General features: G+C 49.9%; 31 protein-coding genes. 7 read left to right on the top strand and 24 right to left on the bottom strand.

What is annotated here, in order from left to right:
- On the top strand, nt 1–669 hold a 669-nt coding region (locus tag ACTHSP_RS07145; protein WP_440345874.1), incomplete at its 5' end, for an extracellular solute-binding protein.
- 166 nt (nt 670–835) lie between these two features.
- Here the strand turns inward: ACTHSP_RS07145 and ubiE are convergent.
- From ubiE to ilvD, 7 genes are all read right to left on the bottom strand, one after another.
- Nucleotides 836–1573 carry a bifunctional demethylmenaquinone methyltransferase/2-methoxy-6-polyprenyl-1,4-benzoquinol methylase UbiE gene (gene ubiE / locus ACTHSP_RS07140; RefSeq protein ID WP_440345873.1) on the bottom strand — a complete coding sequence of 246 codons (738 nt, stop codon included), beginning with the start codon at nt 1571–1573 and terminating at the stop codon, nt 836–838.
- 29 nt (nt 1574–1602) lie between these two features.
- The gene (locus tag ACTHSP_RS07135; protein WP_440345872.1) at nt 1603–1866 is read right to left on the bottom strand and encodes a ribonuclease Z; all 264 of its coding nucleotides are present in this window, start codon (nt 1864–1866) and stop codon (nt 1603–1605) included.
- A 120-nt stretch (nt 1867–1986) separates the two neighbouring features.
- Nucleotides 1987–2418 carry a gamma-butyrobetaine hydroxylase-like domain-containing protein gene (locus ACTHSP_RS07130; protein WP_049344227.1) on the bottom strand — a complete coding sequence of 144 codons (432 nt, stop codon included), beginning with the start codon at nt 2416–2418 and terminating at the stop codon, nt 1987–1989.
- 1 nt (nt 2419) lies between these two features.
- Nucleotides 2420–2653, bottom strand: a complete 234-nt coding sequence (locus ACTHSP_RS07125) for a cytochrome b6 (RefSeq protein ID WP_314511984.1) — start codon at nt 2651–2653, stop codon at nt 2420–2422.
- Nucleotides 2654–2729: 76 nt separating this feature from the next.
- Entirely contained in the window at nt 2730–4019 is a 1290-nt protein-coding gene (locus ACTHSP_RS07120; protein ID WP_314511982.1) for a CAP domain-containing protein, read from the bottom strand.
- A gap of 69 nt (nt 4020–4088) precedes the next feature.
- Complete coding sequence (locus ACTHSP_RS07115; protein ID WP_256388404.1) at nt 4089–4220, bottom strand: hypothetical protein; 132 nt, start codon at nt 4218–4220, stop codon at nt 4089–4091.
- A 69-nt stretch (nt 4221–4289) separates the two neighbouring features.
- On the bottom strand, nt 4290–6149 hold the full coding sequence (gene ilvD / locus ACTHSP_RS07110; RefSeq protein WP_003746398.1) for a dihydroxy-acid dehydratase: 1860 nt from the start codon (nt 6147–6149) through the stop codon (nt 4290–4292).
- A 278-nt stretch (nt 6150–6427) separates the two neighbouring features.
- On the opposite strand from ilvD, the gene ACTHSP_RS07105 reads away from it, so the two are divergent.
- Nucleotides 6428–6991, top strand: a complete 564-nt coding sequence (locus ACTHSP_RS07105; protein WP_070585678.1) for a YceI family protein — start codon at nt 6428–6430, stop codon at nt 6989–6991.
- Between the two features lie 97 nt (nt 6992–7088).
- On the opposite strand, the gene ACTHSP_RS07100 is transcribed toward ACTHSP_RS07105, so the two are convergent.
- Nucleotides 7089–8036, bottom strand: a complete 948-nt coding sequence (locus ACTHSP_RS07100; RefSeq protein ID WP_314511979.1) for a bile acid:sodium symporter family protein — start codon at nt 8034–8036, stop codon at nt 7089–7091.
- Nucleotides 8037–8185: 149 nt separating this feature from the next.
- Nucleotides 8186–9067, bottom strand: a complete 882-nt coding sequence (locus ACTHSP_RS07095) for an NAD(P)H-hydrate dehydratase (protein ID WP_314511977.1) — start codon at nt 9065–9067, stop codon at nt 8186–8188.
- A gap of 53 nt (nt 9068–9120) precedes the next feature.
- On the opposite strand from ACTHSP_RS07095, the gene ACTHSP_RS07090 reads away from it, so the two are divergent.
- The gene (locus ACTHSP_RS07090; protein ID WP_314511975.1) at nt 9121–9777 is read left to right on the top strand and encodes a cytochrome b/b6 domain-containing protein; all 657 of its coding nucleotides are present in this window, start codon (nt 9121–9123) and stop codon (nt 9775–9777) included.
- A gap of 91 nt (nt 9778–9868) precedes the next feature.
- On the opposite strand, the gene ACTHSP_RS07085 is transcribed toward ACTHSP_RS07090, so the two are convergent.
- The 8 genes from ACTHSP_RS07085 to ACTHSP_RS07050 form a co-directional block, all read right to left on the bottom strand.
- A complete protein-coding gene (locus ACTHSP_RS07085) occupies nt 9869–10957 on the bottom strand; it encodes a methyltransferase (RefSeq protein ID WP_314511974.1) in 1089 nt (362 codons plus the stop codon).
- A gap of 36 nt (nt 10958–10993) precedes the next feature.
- Complete coding sequence (locus ACTHSP_RS07080; RefSeq protein ID WP_314511972.1) at nt 10994–12697, bottom strand: AMP-binding protein; 1704 nt, start codon at nt 12695–12697, stop codon at nt 10994–10996.
- 27 nt (nt 12698–12724) lie between these two features.
- The gene (locus tag ACTHSP_RS07075; protein ID WP_440345871.1) at nt 12725–13594 is read right to left on the bottom strand and encodes a hypothetical protein; all 870 of its coding nucleotides are present in this window, start codon (nt 13592–13594) and stop codon (nt 12725–12727) included.
- Between the two features lie 117 nt (nt 13595–13711).
- Nucleotides 13712–14251 carry a hypothetical protein gene (locus ACTHSP_RS07070; protein WP_314511968.1) on the bottom strand — a complete coding sequence of 180 codons (540 nt, stop codon included), beginning with the start codon at nt 14249–14251 and terminating at the stop codon, nt 13712–13714.
- A gap of 71 nt (nt 14252–14322) precedes the next feature.
- Nucleotides 14323–14571, bottom strand: coding sequence for an acyl carrier protein (locus tag ACTHSP_RS07065; RefSeq protein WP_003680823.1), 249 nt, complete (start codon nt 14569–14571; stop codon nt 14323–14325).
- Nucleotides 14572–14583: 12 nt separating this feature from the next.
- A complete protein-coding gene (locus ACTHSP_RS07060) occupies nt 14584–14844 on the bottom strand; it encodes a phosphopantetheine-binding protein (RefSeq protein WP_003680822.1) in 261 nt (86 codons plus the stop codon).
- Nucleotides 14841–15599 (bottom strand): lysophospholipid acyltransferase family protein, encoded by a 759-nt coding sequence (locus ACTHSP_RS07055; protein WP_049344240.1) that lies wholly within the window; start codon nt 15597–15599, stop codon nt 14841–14843. Before ACTHSP_RS07055 ends, ACTHSP_RS07060 begins: the two co-directional genes overlap by 4 nt.
- On the bottom strand, nt 15596–16357 hold the full coding sequence (locus ACTHSP_RS07050; RefSeq protein ID WP_314511966.1) for a beta-ketoacyl synthase chain length factor: 762 nt from the start codon (nt 16355–16357) through the stop codon (nt 15596–15598). Before ACTHSP_RS07050 ends, ACTHSP_RS07055 begins: the two co-directional genes overlap by 4 nt.
- A gap of 110 nt (nt 16358–16467) precedes the next feature.
- Here ACTHSP_RS07050 and ACTHSP_RS07045 point away from each other — a divergent pair, with 110 nt between their 5' ends.
- From ACTHSP_RS07045 to ACTHSP_RS07035, 3 genes are all read left to right on the top strand, one after another.
- On the top strand, nt 16468–16956 hold the full coding sequence (locus tag ACTHSP_RS07045) for an ApeP family dehydratase (RefSeq protein WP_199903849.1): 489 nt from the start codon (nt 16468–16470) through the stop codon (nt 16954–16956).
- Nucleotides 16957–17021: 65 nt separating this feature from the next.
- Nucleotides 17022–17750 carry a 3-oxoacyl-ACP reductase FabG gene (fabG, locus tag ACTHSP_RS07040; protein ID WP_003680817.1) on the top strand — a complete coding sequence of 243 codons (729 nt, stop codon included), beginning with the start codon at nt 17022–17024 and terminating at the stop codon, nt 17748–17750.
- The gene (locus ACTHSP_RS07035) at nt 17744–18979 is read left to right on the top strand and encodes a beta-ketoacyl-ACP synthase (RefSeq protein ID WP_314511962.1); all 1236 of its coding nucleotides are present in this window, start codon (nt 17744–17746) and stop codon (nt 18977–18979) included. Before fabG ends, ACTHSP_RS07035 begins: the two co-directional genes overlap by 7 nt.
- A 94-nt stretch (nt 18980–19073) precedes the next feature.
- Here the strand turns inward: ACTHSP_RS07035 and ACTHSP_RS07030 are convergent, their stop codons facing one another.
- The 7 genes from ACTHSP_RS07030 to rluD form a co-directional block, all read right to left on the bottom strand.
- Nucleotides 19074–19598, bottom strand: a complete 525-nt coding sequence (locus tag ACTHSP_RS07030; RefSeq protein ID WP_314511960.1) for an RDD family protein — start codon at nt 19596–19598, stop codon at nt 19074–19076.
- A gap of 91 nt (nt 19599–19689) precedes the next feature.
- A complete protein-coding gene (locus tag ACTHSP_RS07025) occupies nt 19690–20109 on the bottom strand; it encodes a hypothetical protein (protein ID WP_003746427.1) in 420 nt (139 codons plus the stop codon).
- Between the two features lie 147 nt (nt 20110–20256).
- A complete protein-coding gene (gene holA, locus ACTHSP_RS07020) occupies nt 20257–21258 on the bottom strand; it encodes a DNA polymerase III subunit delta (protein WP_314511957.1) in 1002 nt (333 codons plus the stop codon).
- Nucleotides 21258–21737, bottom strand: coding sequence for an LPS-assembly lipoprotein LptE (locus tag ACTHSP_RS07015; protein WP_314511955.1), 480 nt, complete (start codon nt 21735–21737; stop codon nt 21258–21260). The genes holA and ACTHSP_RS07015 overlap by 1 nt, the downstream gene beginning before the upstream one ends.
- A 120-nt stretch (nt 21738–21857) precedes the next feature.
- Entirely contained in the window at nt 21858–22628 is a 771-nt protein-coding gene (pgeF, locus tag ACTHSP_RS07010; RefSeq protein ID WP_314511953.1) for a peptidoglycan editing factor PgeF, read from the bottom strand.
- Complete coding sequence (locus tag ACTHSP_RS07005; RefSeq protein WP_254322064.1) at nt 22625–23197, bottom strand: hypothetical protein; 573 nt, start codon at nt 23195–23197, stop codon at nt 22625–22627. Before ACTHSP_RS07005 ends, pgeF begins: the two co-directional genes overlap by 4 nt.
- Nucleotides 23198–23302: 105 nt before the next feature.
- Nucleotides 23303–24427: a 23S rRNA pseudouridine(1911/1915/1917) synthase RluD gene (gene rluD, locus ACTHSP_RS07000; RefSeq protein ID WP_070765018.1), complete on the bottom strand. Its 1125-nt coding sequence runs from the start codon at nt 24425–24427 to the stop codon at nt 23303–23305.
- Between rluD and ACTHSP_RS06995 the strand changes: the two genes are divergently transcribed.
- Nucleotides 24426–25229 (top strand): outer membrane protein assembly factor BamD, encoded by an 804-nt coding sequence (locus ACTHSP_RS06995; RefSeq protein WP_003680807.1) that lies wholly within the window; start codon nt 24426–24428, stop codon nt 25227–25229. The genes rluD and ACTHSP_RS06995 overlap by 2 nt on opposite strands.
- The last annotated feature ends 74 nt before the right edge of the window (nt 25230–25303 follow it).

The raw sequence follows: 25303 nt of genomic DNA, 5'->3' as shown, positions 1-25303 counted from the left end.
AAGGCTTTGGGCACGGATCAGCTGCCGGACAATCAATGGGATTTGGTGTTTAACCCCGAATACACGTCCAAACTCAAGCAATGCGGCATCAGCTATTTGGACAGCGCAGCGGAGATTTATCCTATGGTATTGAACTATATGGGTAAAAATCCAAACAGCAGCGAAACGGCGGATATTAAGGCGGCTACAGAAGTCTTGAAGAAAAACCGTCCGTACATCAAGCGTTTTACCTCGTCCGGTTTTATCGATGATTTGGCGCGCGGCGATACTTGCGTAACGATTGGCTTCGGCGGCGATTTGAATATTGCCAAACGCCGTGCCGAAGAAGCAGGCGGCAAAGAAAAAATCCGTGTGATGATGCCGAAAGAAGGCGTGGGGATTTGGGTGGATTCGTTTGTGATTCCGAAAGATGCCAAACATGTGGCCAATGCCCATGCGTATATCAATGATTTCTTAGATCCTGAAGTTGCGGCGAAAAACGGCAATTTTGTTACTTATGCGCCGTCCAGCAAACCGGCTCAAGAGCTGATGGATGAAGAGTTTAGAAACGACAATACGATTTTCCCGACTGATGAAGATTTGAAAAACAGCTTTATCATGGTGCCTATCCAACCTGCGGCGTTGAAATTTATGGTTCGCCAATGGCAAAGCGTGAAAGCAGGGACATAAGCTGATTTAAACGTATTAAGGCCGTCTGAATGGTGTAATCGAGATATTTAATTTCGTTTTACGGCTGTTCAGACGGCCTTTGGTTTGTATTAGCTTGGCTTGGGTAAGGTTTAAAAACAAAGGGCGTGTCTATCAATCACGCCCTTTGTGTTTGTTTCAGACGGCCTTAGAATTTCACGCCTTTATGCAGGGCAACAATGCCTGCGCTCATGTTGTGGTAATCCACGCTGTCAAAGCCTGCATCCAGCATCATTTGTTTCAAGGTTTCTTGGTCGGGGTGCATACGGATGGACTCGGCGAGGTATTGGTAGCTGTCGGCATCTTTGGCAATCAGTTTGCCCATAATCGGCAACAGTTTGAAAGAGTAGAGGTCATACACGCCTCCCAAAGGTTTGTACACTTTGGAGAATTCCAACACCAGCAGGGTGCCGCCCGGTTTCAACACGCGGTACATTTCTTTCAGCGCAGCATCTTTGTGCGTCATGTTGCGCAGGCCGAATGCGACGGAAACCAGATTGAAATAGTTGTCGGGGAACGGCAATTTTTCAGCGTCTGCCAACGATACGGGCAGAATCATGCCTTCGTTGAGCAGGCGGTCGCGGCCGACCGTCAGCATGGAGGAGTTGATGTCTGTCAGCCAAACTTCGCCTTCTTTGCCCACACGTTTCGCCCAGCCTCGGGACAAATCGCCTGTACCGCCGGCGATATCCAATACTTTGTCGCCTTTTTTCAGGCGGGCGGTATTGATGGTGAAATGTTTCCAAACACGGTGCAGACCGCCGGACATTACGTCATTCATAATGTCGTAGTTTTTTGCCACGGAGTGGAAGACTTCGGCAACTTTGCCTGCTTTTTCGTCTTCGTCAACGGTAGAGAAGCCGAAATGGGTTTTGTGGTCGCTCATAGTGTCTGCCTTCTTAAAATAATACGGATTCAGGTATCGAATACGTCGAAATCGCCAACCACTTTCGACGCGGGAAATATAGTTTGTGCCTGCCGCTCCAGCATCAGGCGTTGTTTTTCTTCGGTATAACGTGCGCTGATGTGGGTCAGGTAAAGTTGTTTCACATTGGCTTGCAAAGCCAGCTTGGCGGCATCGGATACGGTCGAATGGAACACTCGTTCCGCTGTCTCTTCATCGCCTGCCGCAAAGGTTGCTTCATGCACCAAAATGTCTGCGTTTTGTGCGGCGCGCACTGCCTGCGGACAGGCTTTGGTATTGCCGAAGATAGCCGCTACTCATCCTTTTTTAGGCGGGGAGGAACGCTTTGCCGTCAATAATTCTGCCGTCGTTGAATGCTACAGTCTCGCCTTTTTTCAGACGGCCTTTCCGCCGCAACCTCCGCTACCGCAGGAATGTGTGCGTTTGGGTTTCAAATCTTCGGCACTTGGCGTTCTAGACGCGCCTGCTTTCTCGAGGCGGTCGAGATAGTCTTGCCAAAGCGCGTCTTGATTGTGCGCCAGTCGGTAGAGATAGTCCCAATCGTAAAGGCCGCTGTCGTGGCCGTCTGAAAAAGTAATTTTCAAGGCGTATTGACCGACGGGATCTAAATCGGTAATGCTGACTTCGGCTTTGCCTGTTTGCAATACATCTTGACCGGCACCGTGTCCGCGCACTTCCGCGCTGGGCGAGTACACGCGCAGGTATTCGGCAGGAAGGCTCTTGGCACCGTCAACATAGACCAAAGTTAGTACGCGTCGCTCTTGCTGGAGGCGGATTTCTTGTGGAATTTTATCGGCTTGGGTCATGTCATGCTCCGTTCTTTTTACGCAAATAGGCAACGCGTACAGAAAAAATACCGCCAAGTACAGCAAACAGCACGATTGCGTAGAGTGAAAGCCGTATCAGGCTTACTTGCGTGCCCGCCGTCAGCCCCAAAGGCAGCAACATGACGGCAACGAACAGTAAAAACGCGGCCAACATGGTGGCAATGCTGGCAAAGGCATAGCGGGTATTGGCTGCTGTTTGAGGATGTTTGGTCATATTGGATAGCTTGCCGTAGGGGGGTGAGGCGGTATTTTATCAGCTTTTTGGTGCTTCATGCCGTCTGAAAACGGCTTTATTTCCATAAATAAAGTGTAATGGCGCGCCTGTCTTCGCCTTCGGGCATTAAGCGGATGCTGCTGCCTTTGCTTCCGTTGACACGAATAATAATACCACCGGCCTGTCGTTCGATAATGTCGATTTGGGTGTCGCGGTTCATGCGGTAGTTGTAGCGTTCGCATTGCTTCAAGCACCAAAAATTCTGCCAATGGATAAAATATTTTTGTCCGGATTCGATGGCCAGCGTTTCGCCGCCTTTGACGATGAAGTAAGGATAATCGGGTTTTTGCGTGCTGAATGTCCATTCAGCTGTTCTGTTTTTTCCGTTTTGACGGTATTCAAATACGGCACGGTAGTCGGTGTCGTATTCCAATGGCTGTAAAGGAAACAGCGCAAATTGGCGTTCGGTCAGGAGGCGGTTTGGGTCATTATCTTTATCTAAGATTTTGACGTCTCTGATTTCTTTTGTGTCCTGATACAGTTTGAACGAGCGCATTTTGACCGGAGGCGATTGTTCTGAGAACGCGATGCTGACAGGATTGCCGGTCATTTCATAATGCGGCATAGGGTCGGGACGTTCGCCATGGAAAACCGGCGAAGCGAAGTTGCCTTGCGGATAGGTGATGTAAGGCTGGAATTTGCGGTTGGAGATTTCATCCGCATAAACAATGGCATGACCATGGCAGGCATCTTGATAAAACGAGCGGCTGAGGTCGGAGAGGGGGCGGTTTTTTTGGCAGAGGCTGTTGAATCTGCTGTCGCCCTGATTGATGCTCAGCGCGATTTGTTTGCCTTGTGATTCAAACGCCGCTCCGGCCTCGTCGATATTTTGATCGAGTAGGGAGAGACGGTGGTAAATCGCCGTCATCAGATTGTCCAGTTGATGTTGGGCAGGTAGATGGTCGTTGATTTTTTCGTTTGGCGGATGCTGGCCGGTGCTGACGTTTTCGTGCACGCCTTTATAGGCATAACCGGCTTTGCGCGTGCGGTCTGATGGGCGTGGACCTGTATAAAAGGGATTGCGTGTATTTTTTTCGTCATGTCCGTCGTCAGGGTTTTGCAGCAGATAGCGGGCATGATTGCGCGCGGCGCGTTCGAGTGTGGCTGAGTGCGCCAGTGCGGGCAGATTGGCTGAGGAGCGGAGGAAGTTTAAATACGCCAAGGCATCAAAATCGGCAACGGCAGTACGATTTTGCGGCGGTTGGGCGTAGATAAGCTGGTCTTCGGAATAGCGATGGGTTTCGTAGTATTGGAATATGCCGAGGGCGATGGCAAAACCACCCAGCCAGTAAAGAATGTGTTTCATTATATGTACTGCGTTCAGACGGCCTTGAGTATGTAGATGTTTCCCCTTGAAACTCATGCTGTTAAATGATTATTTTGATAGCGGCTTGACTTGGAATGCTTCAGGATGGGATTTGAAATATTCGACAGCGATAAATCCGCCGCCAATAATAATCAAGAGGGCAATGGCCATGCCGATCATCGCTAAAATGAATTTGTCCATATGTGTCCGTTTGAATGAAGGCCGTCTGAAACACTTGAAAGCGTTCAGACGGCCTTAAAGTCAGGTTAATTAACGTTCGATTTGCGATACGTCGCGTACTGCGCCTTTGTCGGCGGAAGTCGCCATCGCGCCGTAGGCACGCAGGGCTGCGGAGACGTAGCGGTCGCGGTTTTCCGGTTTCCAAGCTTTGCTGCCGCGTGCTTCCATTTCGGCACGGCGTGCGGCAAGCTCTTCATCGGAAATGACAAGGTGGATGCTGCGGTTTGGAATGTCGATTTCGATGGTGTCACCTTCGTGTACCAAACCGATTGCGCCGCCTTCTGCCGCTTCAGGCGAAGCATGGCCGATGGACAGGCCGGAAGTACCGCCAGAGAAGCGGCCGTCGGTCAGCAGGGCGCAGGCTTTGCCCAAACCTTTGGATTTCAGGTAAGAAGTCGGGTACAGCATTTCTTGCATGCCCGGGCCGCCTTTAGGGCCTTCGTAGCGGATGATGACGATATCGCCAGCCACAATTTGATTGCCCAAAATGCCTTCTACTGCGTCTTCTTGGCTTTCAAATACGCGGGCGCGACCGGTAAATTTGAGGATACTCTCGTCCACGCCTGCGGTTTTCACTACGCAACCGCGTTCTGCGATGTTGCCGAACAATACTGCCAAGCCGCCGTCTTGCGAGTAGGCATGTTCAACATCGCGGATACAGCCTTTTTCGCGGTCGAGGTCGAGGGTTTTCCACATACGGTTTTGCGAGAACGCCTGAGTAGTGCGCACGCCGCCTGGAGCCGCTTTGAAACGCTCGATGGCATGGGTGTTTTCAGGGTTGGTCACGTCCCATTTTTCAATCGCGTCTTTCAGTGTCGGCGCGTGGATGGTGTACACGTCGGTGTGCAGTTTGCCTGCTTTGTCCAGTTCTTTCAGGATGGCGAAAATGCCGCCGGCTCGATGCACGTCTTCCATGTAGTAGTCGTGGTTATTTGGCGCGGTTTTGCAGATGCAAGGTACAACGCGGCTTAAGCGGTCGATGTCTGCCATTTTGAAATCCACGCCCGCTTCGTTGGCAACGGCGAGCAAATGCAGGATAGTGTTGGTAGAGCCGCCCATGGCGATGTCCATGGTCATGGCGTTTTCAAACGCTTTTTTAGTGGCAATGCTGCGCGGCAATACGGTTTCGTCGTCCTGCTCGTAGTAGCGTTTGGTGATTTCGACAATCATGCGGCCGGCTTCGAGGAACAATTCTTTGCGGCCTGCGTGGGTAGCCAAGTATGAACCGTTGCCCGGCAGGGAAAGGCCGAGTGCTTCGGTCAGACAGTTCATGGAGTTAGCGGTAAACATGCCGGAGCAAGAGCCGCAAGTCGGGCAGGCGTTTTGTTCGACTTCTTCGACTTGTTTGTCGCTGATATTGTCGTCAGCCGATTCGATCATGGCATCAATCAAGTCCAAGCGGCGTTCGGGTTGAATGTTTGCAACTCCGATAACTTTACCGGCTTCCATCGGGCCGCCGGAAACGAAGATGGTCGGAATGTTCAGGCGCATGGCGGCAATCAGCATGCCCGGGGTGATTTTGTCGCAGTTGGAAATGCACACCAGCGCGTCGGCGCAGTGGGCATTGACCATGTATTCGATGGAGTCGGCAATCAGGTCGCGGCTGGGCAGGGAGTAGAGCATACCGCTGTGGCCCATGGCGATACCGTCATCAATGGCAATGGTGTTGAATTCTTTAGCAATGCCGCCGGCTTTTTCAATTTCACGGGCAACCAGTTGGCCCATATTGTGCAGGTGCACATGGCCTGGGACGAATTGGGTGAAGGAGTTGGCAATGGCGATAATCGGTTTGCCGAAGTCGGTTTCCATTACGCCGGTCGCACGCCACAATGCGCGCGCGCCTGCCATATTGCGGCCGTGGGTAGAGGTTTTGGAGCGGTATTCAGGCATTTTTGTTCCTTTGTTTTATGCTGAGGCCGTCTGAAATAGGCTGGTAGTTTGGCGGCCCGTTGTAGAAATAACTCGGTATTTTATACCAATTACGAGCGATGAAGCACGCTATTTTGTAATAAAACTAAACTGTATTTGCTTCACCTGAATTTGCTGTCCTCTCGTTCAGACGGCCTGAAGTTTTCTTAGGATAAAACGCTGTCTTTCTCAGTTACAAAAGATGTTGGCATCAAAAAGTGATATGATAGGGAACTTCTCACATTTTTAAGGATAAGACGATGAAAAAAATCATGTTTGCATTGTGTTCGGCCATGTTGGCTTCTGCTGCGTCTGCCGCTGTTTATAAAGTGGACGAATTTCATGCCAATGCCCGCTTTGCCATCGACCATTTCAACACCAGCACCAACGTCGGCGGTATTTATGGTTTGACCGGTAATTTGGAATTTGACCGTGCCAAACGCCAAGGCTCAATCGATATTGTATTGCCTTTGTCCAAACTGCAAACCGGTTCTGACCACTTTACCCAACATTTGAAATCTGCCGATATTTTCAATGCAGACAAATACCCTGAAATCCGTTTTGTATCCACCAAATTCAATTTCAACGGCAAAAAACTGCTTTCCGTTGACGGCAATCTGACCATGAACGGCAAAACTGCGCCGGTAAAACTCAAAGCCGATAAATTCAACTGCTACCAAAGCCCGATGTTAAAAGCAGAAGTATGCGGCGGCGACTTCAGCACCACCATCGACCGTACCAAATGGGGCTTGGATTATTTAGTGAGTGCCGGTATGAGCAAAAAAGTAAACATCAATATCCAAATCGAAGCAGCCAAACAATAATCCTGCTTGATTTCAAAATAAAGGCCGTCTAAACAGGTAAGGCAGAAATCGTTGATTTCGTTTATCCCTGTTCAGACGGCCTGATGATTAAAGACGTTTAGGATTCTTTATTTTTATCGGCTTTGGCTGCCCAATAAGTTGCCAGGAGTGAGCCGGAGATATTGTGCCACACGCTGAACAATGCGCTGGGAACGGCAACAACCGGAGCGGCGGCAAAGTGTGCGGCGGCAAGCGCGGCGCCTAAGCCCGAGTTTTGCATACCGACTTCGATGGCCAGCGTTTTTTGTGCATCATAAGGCAGGCCGGTCCATTTAGCGGCAAAGAAGCCGAGCAGATAGCCGATGCCGTTGTGAAGTACGACAACGGCAAAAATCAGCAGGCCGCTTTCAATAATCTTGCCTTTGCTGGCACCGACGACTGCGCCGATAATCAGCACGATGGCGGCAACGGAAACCAGTGGCAGCGCGTCGGTCAATTTTTCAGTTTTGTTGCCCAAGACTTTATGGACAATCAAGCCCAAAACGATGGGGAACAAAACCATTTTGACGATGGACATCAACATACTGCCCGCTTGGATTTCCAGCATTTCACCGGCAAGCATCAGGAAGATGGCGGGGGTCAGCAATGGGGAAATCAGAGTAGAAACCGATGTAACGGCAACCGACAAAGCCACATTGCCGCGCGCCAGATAAGTCATTACATTGGAAGCCGTACCGCCCGGGCAGCAGCCGACCAAAATCACACCGACTGCGATTTCGGCAGGCAGGTTCAACAGCTTGGCCAGCAGATAGGCGGTTGCCGGCATGATGGCGAATTGTGCAATCACGCCGATGATGACGGCTTTGGGGCGTTTAAACAAAATATCGAAGTCGGAAGGTTTGAGCGTCAAGCCCATGCCGAACATGATGATGCCCAGAAGCCAAGGAATGTAAGGACCGACCCATTTGAAGGTATCGGGTGCGAAAAAAGCGATGCCGGCAAAGAACGCCGCCCAAAGAGAAAATGTTTTTCCAATAAAGTTGCTGATTTTATTGAGGATACTCATGATAATATGTTGTGAAGTTGTTTTTAATGGAAATCAAGGATACACGCCTTAACCTTAATTTGCAAAATGGCTTAAAATAAATAAGGCCGTCTGAAAATAAGGATTGATTTTCAGACGGCCTGCAATTTGTATTTATGATATAGACAGTATTACTCTTTTGATAAAATATTGCGCAGCCATCGGGCGGCAGGTGCAATTTCTCCGGCAAGTATTCCGGTTTCGATTTTGCCGCTGTGTTTGATGACATCGGCCGCCGCACCATGCAGCCATACGCCGGCGCAGGCGGCCTGGAATGCCGGAATACCTTGTGCCAGTAGGCTGCCAATAATGCCGCTCAAGACATCGCCACTGCCTGCGGTAGCCAATCCGGCATTGCCGCTGGTGTTTGTATAGACTATGCCGTCTGCCGTGGCCACCAATGTATGATGGCCTTTCAATACGACAGTCGCGCCATATTTTTGGCTGATTTCGGTTACGGCTTTGGGTCTGTCGGCTTGAACTGATTGGGTATCGGTACCGAGTAGGCGGGCGGCTTCGGCCGGATGAGGTGTCAGGATGATATGTTTGTACGATTTGAGGCGTTCGGCCAATTCGGGAGAACGGGCCAGCAGTGTCAAGGCATCTGCATCGAGCAATAAAGGCTGGTCATGGTGTGTCGACAGGATTTGGAGCAGTAGCTGCTCTGATAATCTGTCCAAACCGAATCCGCAGCCGATTACCCGTGCGCTGACATCGTTGCGCTCCATCAGTTGGGTCGCAGTGGCGAGCATGATTTCAGGGCGTTCGGGAATGATGGCAAAAGGCAGCGTGGCTTGGTTGAAACCCGCCCAGACCTTGCCGCATCCTTGATACATGGCGGCTGTGGCTGCTAAAACCACCGCACCGCTCATTCCCGTTGCACCGCCGATAATGGCAAGTGTGCCGTATGTGCCTTTGTGCGACTCTTGGGCGCGTGGGCGGAATATGTCGGGAAATGCTAAGGCCGTCTGAAAAGTTTGAAGCGATTCGGGAAGCGTGTAGATGGACTGCATGGCATAACCTTCCAAGATAAGAAATTTAATTTTAAATCAGAAAGTAAAAGGTAATGAAGCAAAAAATAAAAGTTTGGGACGCACCTACACGCCTGTTCCATTGGCTCTTGGTGTTATTAATGGGATTTATGTGGTACAGCGCAACCCAAGGCGGCGATATGCTGGTATGGCACTTGCGCGGCGGCTTGTTGATGCTGGCATTGATGGTTTTCCGCTTGTGTTGGGGGATATGGGGCAGCGATACGGCAAAATTCAGCCGATTTGTGCGTCCGTTTTCCGAAATCCGCCGCTACACGCAAGGCCAGATGTCTGAAGACGAATTGGTCGGCCACAATCCTTTGGGCGCGCTGATGGTCATCGCTTTATTGGCCGCCTTGGTTTTTCAGACGGCCACAGGTTTATTTGCCGCCGATGAAAATACGTTTACCAATTCCGGCTTTTTAAATCATTTGGTCAGCGAACACGCCGGTACGTTGGCGCGAAAAATCCATGTCAATTTCTTTAATATTTTGGCTGTTTTGGCGGGCGTACATATCGCAACTGTTTTGCTGTATCGCTTTGTGAAAAAACAGGATTTGATTACGCCGATGATTAACGGCTTTAAAACCATTGATGCTAAGCAGCCTAAATTGGCCGGAATGGGACAACTGTTTACCGCTTTGTCGGTGGTGATTGCGTTAGTGTGCGCAGTATGGATGTTGCGCGGCTGATGCATTAAGGCTGTTACCTAAAAAGAAACCGACCCCGATAGCTGCAATGGCTGTTGGGGTCGGTTTGTTTTTAGGGTTTAAAAGATGATGTTCAGACGGCCTTAACGCAGCGCAAGATGCTATGGCCGCGGCCGATGCCGTCTGAAATTTCCGCTACTTTCAATCCGGCTTTTTCAACGCAGCGGATCAGGTCTTCAGAATGGAAGATTTTGCTGTTGCCGTTGGCCATGGCAGTGAAATACAGGCTGGTCATGGTCAGGCAGTAGGCGGCGGTTTCGTAGCGTTGTCTGTCCCAGAAAGGCTCCATGATGTAGAGGCTGGTGTTTTCGCTCATAGACTCAGCGGCGCGTTGAAGAATGCTGGTGGCTTGTTCTTCGGTGAAACAGTCTAGGAATTGGCTCATCCAGATCGCGTCAAAACCGGTCGGGAACGGAATCACAGGATCAAGCAGATTGGCCGGATGGGCGTGGATACGGTCCGCGCCGTTTTTGCCTTTGGTCGCTTCGCGCATCAAGCCGATTTGTTGCGGCAGATCCATGATGGTGACTTCGACTTCGGCATTGTGGTTGACGCATTGCTCCGCCCAGCGGCCGGTATTGCCGCCGACATCGAGCAGTTTTTTAACTGGTTTGGCAAACACGGTGTTCAGTGCTTCGGCGAAGGAATTGTCGGAATAATAATGGTCGAATGCAAACCATTTTTCCTGCGCGATGCTTGGTAATGAAGACAAGCCTTCGTAAATGGTCGGCCAGTCGCCGAATACTTTCAGGCCTTCGGGCTTGCCCGTTTGCAGGGTTTTTTCCAAGTCAAACATGCCTTGGTAGCAGATTTCTTGCGTGAAATCCATATTGACGCGGGCCATTTTGTCTTTGAGGACAAACCAACCGGCCTTGCTGATGAAATAGCGGTTGTCGCGAGTCAAGACAGTGCCGATAGACAGTGAAGCTTCCAGCAGGACTTGTGCCGCGTAGTTGCTGATTTTCGCTTTTTCAGCAATTTCGGCTTGAGTGAGGCCGTCTGGATGGTCGTTCAGCAAGTCCAGAATGCCAAATTTCACCATCAGGCGGGAAACTTGGAACACAATCGGTGCAAAAGCGATTTCTTGAGCCAGACGTTGAGCCTCGCCTGCGGACTGGTGTTCGTGGGAATAGCGTTGTTCTAGGGCAGGGAAGAGTTGCATATTGTTGGTTTTCCACTAAAAAGTTAATAAGTATATTCAGACGGCCTCAAACACAATCCGTCCTGATGCACACGGATGCTCTCCGTTGTTGATTTTAAAGCTTAGTTTGTTTTTGCCTTCATCGTATTTCAGCTCTACCGACACTTCATCGTGAGGACGGATAAACTGCTGATATTTTAGATTTTCGATGCGGATAATACGCTGTTTACTCCATGGCTTGGGCGCGATCAGATTGCGCACCCATTGCAGCTCGACCACGCCGGGAACAAGCGGGAAGGTGGCAAAATGGCCGCCGAAATAAACCAAATCCAAAGGCACGCGCCCGATAAAAGTTTCGGTATTGGTTTCATCGTCAGATGATGTTTTCGACCAAACGGGCGAAGTTTGGGCAACGGTAAAGGCCGTCTGAAAATCCGCCGCGGCGATTTTGGCTTGGGCATTGCGTGGCAGGCTGTCGGTAAAACGCCAGTAGCGCGGCAGGGCAATGGTGTCCTGGGTGGCGGCCAGATGGCGTTTGAGTGTATCGGCAATCGCAGCACGGCCTTTCTCGCGCAAGGCGGCGATACCGTCTGCGTTCAACGCTGCCCATATGGCAATGCGTTGATACTGCGGATGGCGGCCGCAGTGTGCATCCGCAATCCAAGGGTGTTGTAAAAGTTCGTGCTCGATTTGGGTCAGCGACACGCGTTTGTCCTCAAATTTAATAATGCGGTCTTGGCGACCGAGTAACAGAAAACCGTCATCTTGCGGCTCGATCAAATCGGCTGTTTGACGGCACTCGGGCGACCAAGGCGAAGAAGCCCACAGTGCGCCTTCTTCGTTTTGCCCAATTTCCACGCCTTTAAAAGGCTGCCATTCTTGGCGTTCGCAACGTGAGGCAATCACGCCGGTTTCGGTACTGCCATAGACTTCAAACGGGCGGACGGCAGCCTGTTGCAGCAAATCCGCCGTGGCTGCGGGCAATGCGCCACCGGCCGAGACAATGCCTGCAATTTTATGGCCGATACTTTGCCAGTTGCGGTTTTCACCCAAGCGGTTGAGTACGGCCGGACTGGCAATCCAAACCACTTTATCATGTGTGGCCGTGCTGGAAAGCAGGTTTTCCGGATAAACCGCCTGCTGCCGTTCCATAGTCCAACCCATTGTCAGCGCGAGTGCGAAGCGGAAAGTGAAGCCGTAAAGGTGTTGCGGAATCACGCTGCCGACCACGGTTTCACCGTGTTGTCCAAATGGCAGCGTATTTGCCAAAGTCAGGGCTTCGGCCTGCATTTGCGCGGCGGTTTTCATAATAATCTGCGCTTCGCCGCTGGAGCCTGATGTTTTCAGCCATGCTTCGGCATGGTCGGGAATCAGATGGTTTTCAGGATAGGTGTGTAGCCCTTCCGATTCTGTTTGAGTCAATACATCAGGCAAGTGCCAGATATTCAGGCCGTCTGAAGACAGCTTTTTATCTGTTGAATCCGTTAAAAACGCTTCTGCCGTTTTCCCCCACTCCAAATTGTCTTGCGCCAAATTGGGCAACAATAAAACCTTTCCGCCAGAATGCCACACTGCCAACACGGCACAGGCAAACAGCGCGGCATCGTCAAACCACAACGCAGCCGTTTGCACGTTTGCCTGTTTCAGACGGCCTGACAGATGAAAAACCGCACGGTTGAAATCAGCACGCGTCCAATTCGGATGGGCGGCGATAAGGTCGTGTTGGGGTAGGTCTGGGGATAGGATTCGGGTTAGGTGCATGGGTGTTAATCGAATATATTAATTGAATTATGGAGAGTTTTTAGATTTAAGTTGCTCTAGTTCAGAGCGTAATTTTTCATATTCATTTTTTAGGGAATCATATTCATTCTGTAGTCTATCATTTTCAGAGTTTGCTTCTTGTCGGATGATGTAAAGCTGTTCATTTTGTTTGTGCATCGTCTCGTTATAATCAGTTTGTGCTTGTGCCTGTATAAATGAAATTTTCTCTTCTAATTCGGCTATCACATTGTTTAAATTTTCGATTTTACTTTCATAGACTGCATGAATATTTCCTACTTCATTACTATGTATTTCTTTAATATTATTTATTTGATTTTTATTATTATTTGATATTCTGCTCATTTCTTCTAATAAATTATTTATTTGATCATCTTTGTCTCGTAACTGCTCATTAAGACTTCTATCGATAGCATTTTGATTTTGCAAATCTCTAACTTTTCGTTCCTCCTTTTCAATTTCTATTTTCCTTTTTCTAATTTCCCTTTCTATATCGGCTTTAATATTAAAATTTTTCTTTTTTACCCAGGAAAGAATTTTATTAACAAAAAGCTGTATAAGCGGAAATAAGATTGCGTAGATAATTGTTATAACAAAAGCAAATAAAATACTTAACCCAAAGGGAGAAATGCTGAGCCCAAAGGGAGAAATGCTGAGCCCAAAGGGAGAAATACTGAAATTTTTTTCAACTAAACTAATTTCCACATCTATTACTTTAATTCTACTTTCAATTTCTTTTGTGGAAAGTAGAAAAATACTAATTGGTTTCCAATAAATCCATATTTTAGATACAAGGAGAGCAATTAAGAATGTAATGAATGTGGGAATTTTTATTTTTTCCTCTTGTGCTTTTAAGAAATTAGATAGTAATTCTTTCATGGTTTCCATAATGGTGTAGTAAATATAGCAATTTTCAAAATTAAGATAATTAGTGATTGGTATTAATTTTTATCATCATTTCAGTAAGGAAAGTAGAGATGATACTTTTCATATGATCTACACTTTTAAAACCAATTTCCGATAAATCCACTCTCCAGTAAATAAGATTCCCATTAACACATACGACACGATGCCTGTATAAGCTGCCCACCAATCGTAATATTGCAAGCCTGCCAAAATGGCGGCAGTTGCACCGTTGAAGATAAAGAACGCGCACCAGATTTGCGTAACGCGCCTAGTGTGGCGCACGCCTTCGGGGGGAAGGTCGGGATGTTGCAGTCGGGCGAGGCGTTCGATAACGGTTTGTTTGGCAAACAGGCTGCCGCCGAAAACGGCAAGCATCAGTGCATTGACGGCAACGGGATACCAATACATCGAGTCGGGCCGTCTGAAAACCAGTACGGCAGCGAAAAAGGTGGCGAGGATAATCGCCGTAATGCGTTGGGCTGTGGTTTGCGGCATGGCGGCACGTATCAGCCATAATACACACATTGCCGCTGCAAGCCAGAAAAACGCGCCGTTTTCCCTGCCGTAATACCATAGGAGCGGATAGGCGAGGCTGGCGAGGGTAAGCAGGAGTTTTCCTAATATTTTCATGGTGCGATTGATTTTCAGACGGCCTTGCGGTTTGACAAGGCCGTCTGAAAATATGCTGATTCAAAGCGGAATCAGGAATCTTGTTGTACTTTCAAAACCGCTTGAACCACGTCTTCTACGGTACGCACATTGCGGAAGTCTTCGGCTTGCAGTTTGCGGCCGGTTTCGCGTTTGATGTGGTCGATAAGGTCGATGGCGTCGATGCTGTCGATTTCCAAATCTTCGTAGAGGTTGGTTTCGGGTTTGATGCGTTCCGGTTCGATTTCAAACAGGTTAACCAGTGCATCGGTCAGCAGGGTACGTACTTCTTGTTCGGTCATCTTGTCTCTCCCTTATGCTTGGCGGCTCTTGACGAACTCGGCCAAAGTTTTGACGTTGGCAAAGTTTTCGCGCAGGTTGTCGTTTTCACCGTCGAGCTGGAAGCCGAAGGTTTTTTGTACGGCCAAACCAAGTTCCAATGCATCAACCGAATCCAAGCCCAGGCCGTCGTCGCCGAAAAGCGGATCTTCGCTGCCGATGTCGGCAACGGTAATGTCTTCCAAGCCCAAGCTGTCGATGATTAATTGTTTGATTTGGTTTTCTAAATTGCTCATGTGGTTTTCCTTGTAAAATAGTCTTGCAGGTATTCGTTTAAACGGCGTGCAGCGATGGGCAGAGGTTTTTCTGCCAGCCATTCTTCCGGTAGGATGTCGTCGCCGACGGTAATTTCATAATGAATTTTTTGTGGTGGGATTTTGTACCACGGCTGCCCCTTTTTAAAATTGGGCGGCGTCATCTTGATGCACACGGGCGTGATGACTGATGCGCTGCGCAAACCGAGCGATACGGCGCCGCGGTGCATTTTAACCTGTCCGTCCCAACCTGTGCGCGTGCCTTCGGGGAAAATCAGCAGACTTTGCCCGCTTTTGAACACGGCATCTATTTCTTCCAGCATTTCCATGCTTTCGTCGTTGGGGATGTAGCCGGAAGCGATAATCTGGCTTTTCATGCTGGGGTTGTGCAACAGGTCTTTTTTAACCAGTACGTTCGGCTCCGAATAATGGCTGATCAGCAAGACGACATCCAAAAGCGAGGGATGGTTGGCAAGAATGAGCTGGCCGGGTCTGCCGAGTTTTTCCAAGCCGTTGAAGCGGACGCTCAATACGCCTGACCATTGCAGGTAGCCGACGAAGAAACGCCAAACTTTGCCTATCATGCGCCTTGCTTCAAGTTGACGTTTGATGTCGCCTTTGGTCGATTTGAGCGTATAGGGTAAAAGTGCGATTTTGAACAATACGCCTGCAACGCCGAAAAGAATAAAGCCGAAGAGTGTGGCAAAAAAGCGACGGAAATAGTCTAAAGTCTTCATGCGTTTTTCTGCCAGTGCCAGTTTCTACCGATATAGTGTTGCGTGTGTTGCCGGCCGTCTGAAAGCAGGAAGCGTATCCACTCCAAGCTGCTCCAATAGGGCTCGACTGTTGTATCGTTAGGATTTTCAGACGGCCTTGCGGATGTGCTTTCCAAGCTTAAGGTATAGTCTTCGCCTTTTGTGATGACCAGTGCCAATGCATAGGCAAACGGCGCACGGGTAGCCAAGACGGGATAGTCTTCAGACAAAGGATCATCGGCGACAATTACTAGAACAGACGGCGCGCCGTCTTGCAAAAGCGCGAATGCCTCGGTCAGCGCGGTTTCAAAGGAGTCGGCGGCAACGGCCAACGCGGTATGCTCGCTCATGTCTTTGCGCAACATCGACCATTGCCCAATCGTTGCGTTGTGGACGGACAGACCGAATGAGGTCGGCGAGACGGTATGCGTGTTCAAAAGCTCTTGCCATAATTCAAAGCTGCGGTTGCTTTCGCCGTCGTGCGAAACGTAAACCGGTACACTTTCAGGATATTGGTCGGCCAGATTCCATGCGGCATCACAAACCAAGCGTGCCGCTTTTCCCAAGCGGCGGCGTTGCATAGGCGGCAAAAAGGAGAGCGCGGGTTTGCACTCCGGCAGGGATGCGGTATCGAGTTTTCCCTGCGCCCAGTCCTGCCATTGCTCCGGCGTACTGATTTTGCTGGAGGAGGCCTGCCATGCGGCGATATTGAAGCTGAAACGGCAAACGTTTTGAGGCATGATGTCTTTCAATGTTTTACATTTTCATACATTGTAATGAAATGGGTTAGTAAAAGCTAGGCTCTGTTATAATGCATATTGTAACGTAATTTATTCCCGGATGACATTTTATGCCTTCAATACCGAGTGCCCCGATTTATGATGTGACTTCGCTGCTTCCGCACAGCGGACATATGGTGCTAATCGATTGTGTGAAAGAATTTGGCGATGACTACACGGTTTGCCGTGCTCCGGTTGGCGACAAGCATATTTTGCTGCAGGATGGTGTGTTGCCGTCTATGGCTTATATGGAATTGATGGCGCAGGGCATAGGCGCGTTTGCAGGCATTGAGGCTTTAAAGGCTGGAGAGCCTGTCCGTTTGGGTTTTTTATTGGGAACGCGCAAGTTGGATTTGTTTGCCGATTCCGTGCCTGTCGGTACTGAGCTGGAAGTCAGGGCGCATGTGTCCATTCAGGATTTGGGCGGTATGGGCGTATTTGATTGCGAGTTGCGCTGGACGGATGCGCCAGAAGATGTGAAGCATCTGTTGCCGCCGGACGGTTTGCTGGCAAAAGCTTCTTTAAATGTGTACAGTCCGAAAGACGGTCAAATCATTTAAACCGTTTACAAGGCCATCTGAAAAGACAAAGATTCAGACGGCCTGTCGATATAGTGAGAAAACGTATGAGTGAAACTATTTTAATTACAGGGTCTAATCGCGGTATCGGCAAAGCCGTCGCGCTTGGTTTGGCACAGGACGGCTTTGATATTGTCGTCCACTGCCGCAGCCGCCGTGATGAAGCGGAAGCCGTCGCGGAAGAAATCCGTACATTGGGTAGAAATGCGCGCGTGTTGCAGTTTGACGTGTCCGACCGCGAGGCCTGTCGTGAAATTCTGACTGCCGACATTGAGGCAAACGGTACATATTACGGCGTGGTGCTGAATGCCGGCCTGACGCGCGACAATGCGTTTCCTGCGTTTACTGATGATGATTGGGACTTGGTGCTGCGTACCAATTTGGACGGTTTTTATAATGTGTTGCACCCTTTAACCATGCCGATGATCCGCCGCCGCAAAGCTGGACGGATTGTGTGCATGGCGTCGGTATCCGGTTTGACGGGCAACCGCGGTCAGGTCAATTACAGTGCATCCAAAGCGGGACTGATCGGCGCGGCAAAAGCCTTGGCGGTTGAGTTGGCAAAACGTAAAATTACCGTCAACTGCGTGGCGCCAGGCCTTATCGATACCGATATTATTGATGAAAACGTACCTGTCGAAGAAATTTTAAAGGCCGTCCCTGCCGCGCGCATGGGATTGCCCGAGGAAGTGGCGCATGCGGTGCGCTTCCTGATGGATGAAAAAGCGGCGTACATTACGCGTCAAGTGATTGCTGTGAACGGAGGTTTGTGTTGAATACTAGAAGAGTCGTTGTAACAGGTATCGGCGGTATTACCGCTTTCGGCCGTGATTGGCAAAGTATTCAGACGGCCTTTAAAGCCGAAAAAAATGCCGTCAAATACATGGATTGGCGCGAACGTTTCCCCGAATTGGAAGCGCAACTGGGCGCGCCGATTGAAGGCTATTCTCCTCCCGAACATTGGACGCGCAAGCAGCTTAGAAGCATGGGGCGCGTATCTCATTTGTGTGTCGATGCGGCAGAACAAGCCTTGACGGATGCGGGCTTGCTGGGCGATGAAAGCATTACCGACGGCCGTATGGGTGTGGCGTGCGGTTCGTCTGTCGGCAGCACCAAAGACATTGGCGATATGGGCGAACTTTTGATAACAGGCACATCGCGCAATTTCAACGCCAATACTTATGTGCGCATGATGCCGCATACGACTGCCGCCAATATCGGCATTTTCTTCGGTTTGAAAGGCCGCATTATCCCGACTTCGAGCGCGTGTTCTTCCGGCAGCCAGGGCATTGGTTATGCTTACGAAGCGATTAAATACGGCCTGATTGATATGATGCTGGCTGGCGGAGGCGAAGAGTTTTGTCCGTCTGAAGTGTATGTTTTCGATTCACTTTATGCCGCCAGCCGCCGCAACGGCGAACCTGAGCTGACGCCGCGCCCTTACGACAACGCTCGAGACGGCTTGGTCATCGGCGAAGGCGCAGGGATTTTTGTGTTGGAAGAATTGGAACACGCCAAACGGCGCGGTGCAAAAATCTATGCTGAGCTTGTCGGCTATGGTGCCAACAGCGACGGCAGCCACGTTACCCAGCCGCAAAAAGAAACCATGCAAAAATGTATGGAGCTTGCGCTGAAAGACGCCGGTATTACGCCTGATATAGTCGGCTATGTCAGCGGCCACGGTACGGCGACCGAAAAAGGCGATATTGCCGAAACATTGGCTACTGAGGCGGTGTTTGGTTTTGTGCCGATGAGTTCGCAAAAAAGCTATCTCGGCCATACACTCGGCGCGTGCGGCGCGTTGGAAGCCTGGTTTACCATCGAAATGATGAACAGCGGCTGGTTTGCGCCGACTGTTAATTTGGAAAACATCGATTCGCGTTGCGGCAAGGTGGATTACATCCAAACTGGCGGACGCGAGATTCAAACCAATTATGTGGTCAGCAATAACTTTGCTTTTGGCGGCGTCAATACTTCGCTGGTGTTCAAACGTTGGCAAGAATAATCATTGCTTGATGTTATGATTAAAGGCCGTCTGAAACTTATCTTGAGTTTCAGACGGCCTTTATTTCATTTAGAGCTTGAGCCGCTTTTGGATTTTATTCGTTTGTTTTCTTCTGACTCAAATCCACCAGTCTTGTTCCGGCCAAGAAGTCGTAGAGGAACTGACGGTCGGGATGGAACAGGGCAAAGCCCCATGGCAGGATGAGCCAAATGAGCGCGGCGCCGAATGCGCCTTTGGGTGGTATATTGAGCAGATGACGCAATCCGGCGTAGGCAAATAGGGGAATGAAGACAATAAAAATGCTTGCCCAAATAAAGCGCAGGCGCAGCTGCGGTAGGGGCGGCTGGGTATCGTTTTTATCGGCCAAACCGATTTTCCATGTCTGCATGGCGAGGGTTTGGCCTTTTTTGTGCCAGTTGGCGCGGAAGTAGAGCCACCATGCGTAGAACAGAATCAGACAGGTTGTCAGCATGGACAGGCGCGTGGAAACGGGATTGAGAAAGATGGCGATAATACCGGCTGCAAGGGCGGCAATGCTGGTAACGGCGCCGGTCAGCAGAAGTTCGTAAACCAGTGCGGCGAGGCGGCGTTTGAGAGGGGCGGTAGGAAGACGGGTCATAATGCGATGGAAACGGAAATGGGTTTGATGGAAATAAAAACAGGCCGTCTGAAACGGAGTGGGATGTTCAGACGGCCTGTTACTGTCGGGATTAGCGATGTGGACGTTTTTGACCGCGTGCCTGTTGGGCAGCCATTTGGTTCATTTCCTGACGGGTCGGACGTTTTTTGAAGATGGCGTGCGCTTCGTCAACGGAACATTTTTGCGACAGGCAAACCAAGGTAATCGCGTCTTTTTGATGTTGTCCGCCGCTGTGGTACATACGACGCAGGTTGGCTTCGTTGATACGGCCTTTTTCCGGATCAATGTCGAATTTTTTCAGGCGCTCGAGGAATTGGCGTTGCTGACGGCGTGAAGTCCAAACGAAACCGCCTGCGGCAGCGGCTACGATGATGACGGCCAACAGGATGGCCAGCGGCCATGAATCGACGATCAGAACGATGATGAGGCTTAATACGGCAGTGGTCAGCAGGGCCAGACCGCCGATGCGAAGTTTGGTTTTATTATCCATATGGGTGGTGTTTCCTTGTTTTTTTGCTGGAAGAGGCCGTCTGAAATGCGAGGTTCAGACGGCCTGAATTTGAGTTTACGCTATTTTACAGTATTTTCTGTTTTTGGGGCGTATTGCGTGCAAGTTTCTTGACGCGCGGCAACGGTTTCAAGCGGCCAGCGAAGTGACGAGTTGTTTGAACTTGGTCCATGCATCGCCTTCTTCCGCACCTTTGATGATGCGGTCGATTTTGGCGCAGGTTTTGAGCGCATCGAGCAGGCGGTTGATGGAAATGCGTTTGGCCGCCATCGGTGCAAGGGTCTGCTTGTCGCCCCATAAGCGCAGGCTGTTGCGCAGGCTTTGGATGTTTTGTCCCTGCTTGAGTGCGGCAGTCAAGCGGATTAGGGTACGGATGTCTTCGGCAACCGCCCACAACAGCAAAACCGGCTCTTCGCCTTCTTCTTCCAAACCGTCCAGCAAACGGGAAACGCGCAGGGCATCGCCTTTCATCCATGCGCCTGCCAGTTGGAATACGTCGAAGCGGGCTACGGTGGCAACTGCGGCCTCTGCGTCGGCAATATTGATTAAATGGCCTTGGGGATGGAGCAGGGCGAGCTTTTCGATTTCCTGACGGGCAGCCAAAAGATTGCCTTCGACGCGCTCGGCAAAAAGGGCGAGTGCTTCAGGTTCGATATCCAAACCCTGCTGTTTCAGACGGCCCTGTATCCATTGCGGCAAAGCATGTGGCGCAACGGCTTTGGCTTCTAAGACGATGCCTTTGCCTGCCAATGCGGAAAACCATTTGGACTGGATCTGCGCTTTTTCAAGCTTGGGCAGGAGGATGAGCGTAACCGTATCTTCTGGCAGGCGTTCGGCGAAGGTTTGCAGGGCATCGCCTCCGTTTTTGCCGGGTTTGCCGTTGGGAATGTGGATTTCCAGCAGTTTCAAATCGGCAAACAAACCTGCGCTGCCGGCACTTTGCAACAGCTCGTTCCAGTCAAAATTGTTTTCGGCGGTATAGACTTCGCGGTTGAGATAGCCTTGTTTTTTTGCGGCTGCGCGCAGCGTATCCAAAGCCTCGATGCGCAACAAATCCTCTTCGCCGTGAATAATGTACAACGGTTTGAGCGGGGTATCGGGGTGCAGGCTCTCAATGGGCGCGGCAGCCATTATTGTGCCTTCAGGAAAGTCAGGCGGCGGACGATTTGATCTGCGGCATCGATGCGCATTTCAGACCAAATGGTTTCTTCCTCTTCCTGTTTACCCAAAACTTCGCTGTCGGCGTAGTCCATGGTGCGGTGAACCTTAACTTCCAGCGGTTCGCCAACCGGTTCGCCGTTGCGGAAGGCTTGGGCTTTGACGGTCATGGCCAGCAGATATTCGTTGATTGCGGCGGCGCGGGTGATGGTGTAGATATCGCGGCGTTTTTGAAAGTCGATAACGCGCAGGGTGATTTGTGATTCGGCTTCGCTAACCAGATGCCCATCGGCACGGCGTAAGGCATTTTCCAGCGCTTTTTGCATGACGGCTCCGCCTTCTACATGCCAGTTTTGATAAGGCAGCGGCTGCGAAGTCACGCCTGTGCCTTTCAGGTGGAAACCGCAAGAGGCAAGCACTAGGGCGAGTGCAGGCAATAGGATTTTTTTCATTGGATATTCCTTCGTTGAAACCGGTTACGGTATCGTCGGATTATAACGAATAATGTTTAGGCCGTCTGAAACCGTAAACGGAAAGTCTTTCAGACGGCCTTGTCTTTGATGGCGCAAATCTTATTTTTCCAACCAAATCAGGCTGACCATGCGGCCGGTTTGTCCGTCGCGGCGGTAGGAGAAGAAAGTATCGCGTTCCAAGACAGTGCAATGGGTGCCGCCATAAATCATGTTCACGCCCTCGCGGTGCAGAACCATGCGCGCCAAAGCGTAAATGTCGGCAAGGTATTTACCGCCGCCGATGTCTTTAAACGCATCGGCAGCTTCCGGCATGGGTGTGCAAAACGCATCAAATACATCTTGCCCCACCTCAAACGCATCAGGGCCGATGGCAGGGGCGAGATAGGCCATGATTTCCAACGGCTCGACATTCATTGCCGCAATAGTGTTTTGCAAAACGCCACCGGCCAAACCGCGCCAACCTGCATGAGCCGCCGCAACGACTGTCCCTGCTTTGTCGCAAAACAAGACAGGCAGGCAATCGGCAGTCATCGAAGCGCAAGCGACTGTTCCCGTTGTATCCACCGAGGCATCGGCGTCGGGTGTATTCCCTAACGCTTCGGCGGCATTTACAACAATGGTGCTGTGGATTTGATTGAAGTAGGCAATGGGCAGGCCGACTTGTTCCTGTACGATTTCTCGGTTGCGGAGCACGGCTTCCAGATTGTCGCCGACGTGTGAGCCGACATTCAGGCTGCGATATACGCCTTCGCTGACACCGCCGTTGCGCGTGGTAATAAGCGTTTTAACATTGGCAGGGGCAGGCCAGTCGGCAGTCAAAAAATTCTTGCCTTGCGGGGCGAGGTTTAGGGTTTCTGTGATGGTTTTCATGGGGTGGTTGGGCTTTTAGGGAGATTTAAATACCCTGTTAGAGATATTAAAGTGTAATAAATATACATAAGTAATTTTTGATGGGGTGTGGAACATTCATCCCAATTCAGTTTAGATGACATTTTCCCTGTTTCAGAGTACGTTGCAATGCCAACTTGCTCTAATGGAACATTGAAAATCTGAAGAGGTTCAATATCTGATTTGACGGTATTCTGAATGCTTTCGAATTTTCCTTGGTCTATTTGTTGTCCAACTCGGTGGGCGAGGCGGTTTCTAATTGTATTTACATTTGTAAAAATTTTATATCCCCAATCTGGTAGCCCTAAAGACTTAGCCATTTTTAGTTTATGATCGAAACTGATTGTGATTTTCTGTTCTTCCTTATCTTTTTTCTCTTGAAACCAAAACATTTTTTCTTGGTTGCAAATGCTACATATATAGAGTTCCAAAAACTGCTCGCAGATTAAATGGATTCTGAGAACTGCACCGATTTCATCATTTGTTTTCAACCCATCTTCTATTGTTCCCAAATTTTCTATCATTAATTTGGAAAATAACAAATTAAACATTTCTATATTCATATTATTTGACTATGTAATTATTAGAATTTTTTAAAATATTTTGTTTGAAAATTTATTTACTCTTTACACAAAAGGCCGTCTGAAAATATGGGTTTAATCCCTTACATAAACGACTTCAACATCGTAGTCGTCTTCATTCCAATCGTCGTCATCGTCCATGCCGAATTTTTCTTGCCATTCTTCCTCGTTGCTCAGGGACGAATCCAAACCGGCCTCCAGACGCAGGACGGAGAGCAGGTGGTACATATCGTCAGGCATAGGCGCTTCAAAGGAAACGGTTTCGCCGGTTTTCGGGTGTACAAAGCTCAAGCGGTAGGCGTGCAGGGCTTGGCGTGCGCCGAGGGCTTTGATGGCTTCTTTAACTGCGTCGCTGCATGGATGGCGCAGGTTGCCGTAAACAGGGTCGGCGGCCAGCGGATGGTTGGCTTCGCGCATATGAACGCGGATTTGGTGCGTGCGGCCGGTTTCGAGCGAGCATTCGATGTAGCTGTGCGTCAGATAACGTTCCAACACTTTGACGTGGGTAATGGCAGGTTTGCCGCCGAATTTGACGACTGCCATTTTCAGGCGGTTGTGCGGATCGCGGCCGATTTGGGTTTCGATTTTGCCGTCAAAAGGAACGATGCCGTTGGCGACTGCGCGGTAAATGCGTTTGACTGTGCGCTCTTGCAGCTGTTGAACCAGTGAGTTTTGCGCCGGCAGGGTCTTGGCGATTACCATCAGGCCGCTGGTTTCTTTGTCCAAACGGTGTACGATGCCCGCACGCGGCACTTGGCTTAATTCGGGACAGTGCGCCAACAGGCCATTGAGCAGGGTGCCGCTCCAGTTGCCTGCGGCAGGATGAACGACCAATCCGGCCGGTTTGTTGATGACGATAACGGTATCGTCTTCATAAATAATGTCCAAATCCATAGGCTCGGGCGTGAACGCGAGGTTTTCTTCGCTCGGACGTACCGTAACGGCAATCAATTCACCGCCTATCATTTTATCTTTGGGTTGCGCGGGCTTATCGTTTACAATGACTGCACCCTCTTTAATCCACGAACTCAGGCGGCTGCGCGAGTAGTCGGGCATGAGTTTGGCCAATACGGCATCCAGCCTTCCGCCCGCCATTTCGAGCGGAACGGTCAAATTAACACAACTTTCTGTTTCAGGGGATGACGGAAAGTCTAAATCATCGCTATAATCGGCTTCGTTATCAAAGGAAGTATTCTGCATGAAAAAAATTCTTTTAGTAGTTTCTTTAGGTTTGGCACTGAGTGCCTGCGCAAATAAAGGCACAATCGATAAAGACGCCCAAATTACTCAAGATTGGAGTGTGGAAAAGCTTTATGCCGAAGCGCAAGACGAGTTGAACAGCAACAATTATACGCGAGCTGTCAAGTTATACGAAATTTTAGAATCCCGTTTTCCAAACGGCCGCTATGCCCAGCAGTCCCAGTTGGATACGGCGTATGCCTATTATAAAGACGATGAGCCAGAAAAAGCCTTGGCTGCCATTGCGCGCTTCCAACGCCATCATCCGCAACATCCGAATATGGACTACGCGCTGTACTTGAAAGGTTTGGTGCTTTTTAACGAAGACCAGTCTTTCTTGAACAAGCTGGCTTCTCAAGACTGGTCCGACCGCGACCCGAAAGCCAACCGCGATGCTTATCAGGCATTTGCCGAGCTGGTGCAACGTTACCCAAACAGCAAATACGCTGCCGATGCAACCGAGCGTATGGCCAAGCTGGTGGACGCTTTGGGTGGTAACGAGATATCTGTGGCACGTTATTACATGAAACGCGGTGCTTATGTCGCAGCGGCCAACCGTGCGCAAAAAATCGTCAGCCGTTACCAAAATACCCGTTACGTCGAAGAAGCTTTGGCGATGATGGAATTGGCGTACAAAAAACTGGACAAGCCGCAACTGGCTGCTGATACACGCCGTGTTTTGGAAACCAACTTCCCGCAAAGCCCGTTCTTGCAACACGAATGGCGATCTGACGATATGCCTTGGTGGCGTTACTGGCGCTAAGCGTCGGGTTGTTCAGGCATGAATAAGGCCGTCTGAAAATGATGCAGCTATGCATTTGGTTTTCAGACGGCCTT

The organism is Neisseria sp. P0001.S005 (assembly GCF_051963715.1).
This window is presented reverse-complemented; position numbering and strand designations above follow the sequence as displayed.